Source organism: Bradyrhizobium sp. (assembly GCF_049581145.1).
Lineage (GTDB): Bacteria > Pseudomonadota > Alphaproteobacteria > Rhizobiales > Xanthobacteraceae > Bradyrhizobium.
The window spans coordinates 1-3915 of record NZ_JBAURI010001067.1; the positions used below are offsets into that span (position 1 = coordinate 1).

Genomic DNA, 3915 nt, shown 5'->3' on the forward strand with positions numbered 1-3915 from the left:
GACGCAGTCTGGCCGCCCTTTGGAAGGCGAACTCTGATCAGGATTCGATAGGCCTGGCTTTTTCCTGTGGCCGCGCCCGCCTTCGCGTCCCCCAACGCGGCCGCAATCGCGGTGGGGTCATTGACCAGACCGCCACGATCGTTCAGGAACTGCTTGAGTGCGAGTGGCGTCATGCCGGGCAATGCCGCGACGACTTCGGGCTGCGCCGTCAGCACGTCCACACCGGCTTCGCCGCTGAATACGGTCACGAACGGCAGCGCGCGTTCGACCAGCGCCGGCGGCAGGCCGAGCACGAGGCCGAGTTCATTGACATGGGCAAACGGCGCCTGACGCGGCGAGTAAGACCGGCCCGCCGCCCGATATAGCGCGTCCTCGTTACCCGCAGTCTGCTCCGTCGGCTTGGTGCGCCAACCAATGATGCGATCGGCATATTGCGAAGCATCATCGCCCGACGCGCCAAGCACCGACAGCAAACCTGCCAGCAACTCCTTCGGCGCCACGTTGAGGTCGATCCGGGCCGTTTCCGAGACGAAGGAGACGTCCAGTTCGGCGTTGTTCAAGCGGGTATGAAAGGAACCTTGCGCGGGCCGCGTATCGTCGCCTCCGAGTTGCAACTGATAGGCCGTGAGTTCGACGCTCGCCGACACCAGGGCTTCCACCTGCAACGTCGTGTCGCCAATGGCAAGCGCGCGCGCCGAATTCGACAGGTAGATCGCAAAGATCGTCGCCAGCGCGGCCAGCGCCGCGAGCAGCCACAATGCGGCAACAAGGACGAAACCCTGCTCGGATACTGCGCCGCGCCGAAATCGGTCCAACGTCATAGGCCACCCGACTTCTGTGCCTGGGCCGCGGTCGTGCCCTGATTGTTTGCGCCGTCTTGCGGATCATCCTTGGAATTGTCGTCGGATTTTCCGGCCCCCGGCGCCGCATTGACGTGAACCGGCGTCACCGTCGATATCGACAGCATGCGCCCACTCTTGGCATCGCGGACATCGAGCGTGATGGCCGCAGGGAGTTTATCCATGTCGTGCCAGCTGTCGCGAAACACCAGGTCCGGTCCGGCATAGGCGAACGACATGCGCAGCGGCGCACGCAGCAAGACGACCGGGTCGGCCACATGAATCTGCTCCAAGGACGAAGTGCCAGGCGGCAGCGGCGCGAACGAGGCACGCGAACGCACGGTCACGAGACGCCCCTGATCAGTGGTCTCGCCGATCCGCACCACGTCGAGCCCCACACCGACATTGGGCCCGATCGCCGTGCGCACGAAGGTGACCGAAAACGCGGATCCCTCGAACAGCGGTTTCTTCCTGCCGCGGCCGGCCGGCACGAATTCGGCCGCGGCCAGATCGGCCGCGATTCGCTGCATGCCGATCCCGATCAGTTCGGCCTGCTGGATGCGGTCGAAGCCGCGATTCCAGTTCGGCAGCCATTGCGCGGTGATCGTCGCCAGTGTGGACAGCACGAGACCGGCCAGCGCCAGCGCCACCAGGGCCTCGATCAGCGTAAAGCCCTGTTCGCCGATCCGTTCGCTCGCCCGCGTCGGTGTCATTGCTGAGGCCTGCGCATCAACCGGACGGTTTCGAGATTGACCGTGGCGCCGGACGGCGCGCGGACGCGGATCTTGACGAGTTCGGGTAGCCAGCGGAGGTCTGCCTTGTCGACGACCCAGCCGCCGCCGATCGGACCGACATCGACCTGCCAGCGAAAGTTCCAAACCACTCCCGAATAGGCCCCCGGCGCAAGATCCTTGCGCGGCGGAATCGCGCTCGCCAGCACGGTCTGCGCGCTCTGGATCAGCGCGACGTGATCTTCCATGGTCCTGACGCCGCGCGCATTGGTCGACATGACGGATCCGATCGCGACGACCGAGATCGCCACGACAGCCAGCGCGATCAGGACTTCCAGGATCGTGAAGCCGGCATCGGGCCGGTCAGTTGGCAAGCGTGGCGCGCGAGGCAATTTCGATCCTTCCGGTCAGCCAGTTGACCCGAATCTCATAGGCCGTATCGAGCCTGGTCAGCGCGATCGTGCCGCCGCAAGACATCCCGTCGGCGAAGAAACTGATCGTCGACAAGGCGGCGTGCCGCCGACAGGTGTGCGGCAGCAGCGCATCGAAGCGCACGTCATCGGGAATGCGCAGAGTTTGCGTCGTGGCGCCGGATCGGATCGCCCGCGACGGAGCGTCGATCAACGTCGAGACATCGGTCTGTCGACGGATCGCTGCGTTGCGATCTGCCTGCAGCAAGGTCGCGGCCTGGAGCGCATAGGCCTGCAGCCGGGAGCGCGACGTGTGCAACGGGACGAATGGCATCAGCACGGCGGCCAGCATGGCGATGATCGCGAGCACACAGACCATCTCCAGTAAGGTGAAGCCGCGCTCGGACACCCTATTCATTTTTGGCGCTCGTCAGGTTCTCAAGGGAAATGTCGGCGGCGGTTCCGGCGCCGCCCTCCTGACCATCCGAACCGTAGGACATGATATCGTAGGCGCTATGTTCGCCCGGCGCGCGATAGACGTAAGGATTGCTCCAGGGATCGTTGGGAACGTTGCCGCCTTTCAGATAAGGACCATTCCAGGCCGCGACCCCTGGCGTCCGCCGTACCAGCGCCGCCAAGCCTTCCGACGATGACGGGTAGCGGCCGGCGTCGAGATTGAACAGATCGAGCGCGCTGGCGAAGCTCTGCATCTGGATCTTCGCCGTCTTGACCTTCGATTCGCTCAGGTAGTTGAGCACGCGCGGGCCGATCAATCCCATGATGAGACCGATGATGGCGATAACGACCAGCATTTCGACCAGCGTGAAACCATGCTCGTCCGGCCGGCCTTCGTCGTTCCGGGTGCGCAAGCCGCAGGTTCTGGCGGAGGCGTTCTTTGACATCGCGGTGATCCTTACTTCATCCAACTAGCTGCGTGACCGACAACAGCGCCGTCATGACCGACACGATCAGTCCACCGACAACGGTACTGATGGTGATGATGGCAAGCGGGCCGATGATGCTGATGACGCGATCGAGGCTGCGCTGCAATTTGGCTTCGTAGAATTCGGCGACCCGTCCCGCCAGCACCGGCAACTGGCCGGTCTCCTCGCCGAGCCGCAGCATGCGCACCGCCATCGGCGGCAGGCTCGCGGAAGCAGAGATTGCGTCCGACAGTTTGCCGCCATGGCGCACGCGATCGGCGGCGGCGGCCCAGGCTCCGACATGGCCGGTCACCGCCATGATGTCGACGAGAATGCGCAGCGTGGCGGTCAGGCTGACACCGCTGCCAAGCAGCACGCCGAGGTTTCGGCAGAACAGGCTGGTTCGGTAGAACTGGAAGATGCCGGCAATCCCCGGCACGCCCGCGATCACCCCGACCACGGCCGCCCTCGTTGCGGGCCGTCGCAGGAGCAACCAGGCGGAAACGACCAAAGTTGCGCTCGCGATCGACAGCACCGGGCCATTGCCGCGAACGAAATCCGACACGCCGATGAAAACGCTGAGCGCGGAGTCGGTTTTGCTGCCGAAATCCTGCAACACGGAAGAAAATTGCGGCAGCACGAATAGAATAAAGAACAGCATCACGCCGAACGACGCGATCAGCACGAAGACCGGGTACTGCATGGCGTCGGTCAGCTTGCGGCGCATCTGTTCACCACGCGCCCGTTCCGCGCCGAGCAGCTCCAGCACCTGGTCGAGCGTGCCGGACACCTCGCCGACGCGCACCAGCGCCACAAACATCGGCGGAAAAAGCGCCGGATGCGCCCCGACCGCATCGGCGAGGCTCTCGCCGCTCAGAAGGGCCGCGCGCAATTTGCCCACCACGGGCCGCAACCGGCCGACGTCGGCATCGCTCGCCAGCAGTTCGAGCGCATCATCGAGCCGCGCGCCCGCCTTGAGCAGCAAGGCCAGATCGCGGGTGAAGGTGGTCAC

Annotated in this window: 6 protein-coding genes; all 6 read right to left on the reverse strand. The window is 64.7% G+C overall.

Annotated elements, in window-relative coordinates; translation table 11 throughout:
• The coding region (locus WCB02_RS34520; protein WP_423965653.1) for a general secretion pathway protein GspK at positions 1 to 821 on the reverse strand (821 nt) is incomplete at its 3' end.
• On the reverse strand, positions 818 to 1552 hold the full coding sequence (locus tag WCB02_RS34525) for a PulJ/GspJ family protein (protein WP_423965656.1): 735 nt from the start codon (positions 1550 to 1552) through the stop codon (positions 818 to 820). The genes WCB02_RS34520 and WCB02_RS34525, both read right to left, overlap by 4 nt.
• On the reverse strand, positions 1549 to 1944 hold the full coding sequence (locus WCB02_RS34530) for a PulJ/GspJ family protein (RefSeq protein WP_423965659.1): 396 nt from the start codon (positions 1942 to 1944) through the stop codon (positions 1549 to 1551). Before WCB02_RS34530 ends, WCB02_RS34525 begins: the two co-directional genes overlap by 4 nt.
• Positions 1934 to 2398: a pilus assembly FimT family protein gene (locus WCB02_RS34535; RefSeq protein WP_423965661.1), complete on the reverse strand. Its 465-nt coding sequence runs from the start codon at positions 2396 to 2398 to the stop codon at positions 1934 to 1936. The genes WCB02_RS34530 and WCB02_RS34535 overlap by 11 nt, the downstream gene beginning before the upstream one ends.
• Entirely contained in the window at positions 2391 to 2882 is a 492-nt protein-coding gene (gene gspG, locus WCB02_RS34540) for a type II secretion system major pseudopilin GspG (protein ID WP_423965663.1), read from the reverse strand. Before gspG ends, WCB02_RS34535 begins: the two co-directional genes overlap by 8 nt.
• 16 nt (positions 2883 to 2898) lie before the next feature.
• On the reverse strand, positions 2899 to 3915 hold a 1017-nt coding region (locus WCB02_RS34545), incomplete at its 5' end, for a type II secretion system F family protein (protein ID WP_423965665.1).

Coding starts and splice junctions, on each gene's coding strand:
- WCB02_RS34525 (WP_423965656.1), bottom strand. CDS start 1,552: ATGACACCGACGCGGGCGAGCGAACGGATCGGCGAACAGGGCTTTACG.
- gspG (WP_423965663.1), bottom strand. CDS start 2,882: ATGTCAAAGAACGCCTCCGCCAGAACCTGCGGCTTGCGCACCCGGAAC.
- WCB02_RS34535 (WP_423965661.1), bottom strand. CDS start 2,398: ATGAATAGGGTGTCCGAGCGCGGCTTCACCTTACTGGAGATGGTCTGT.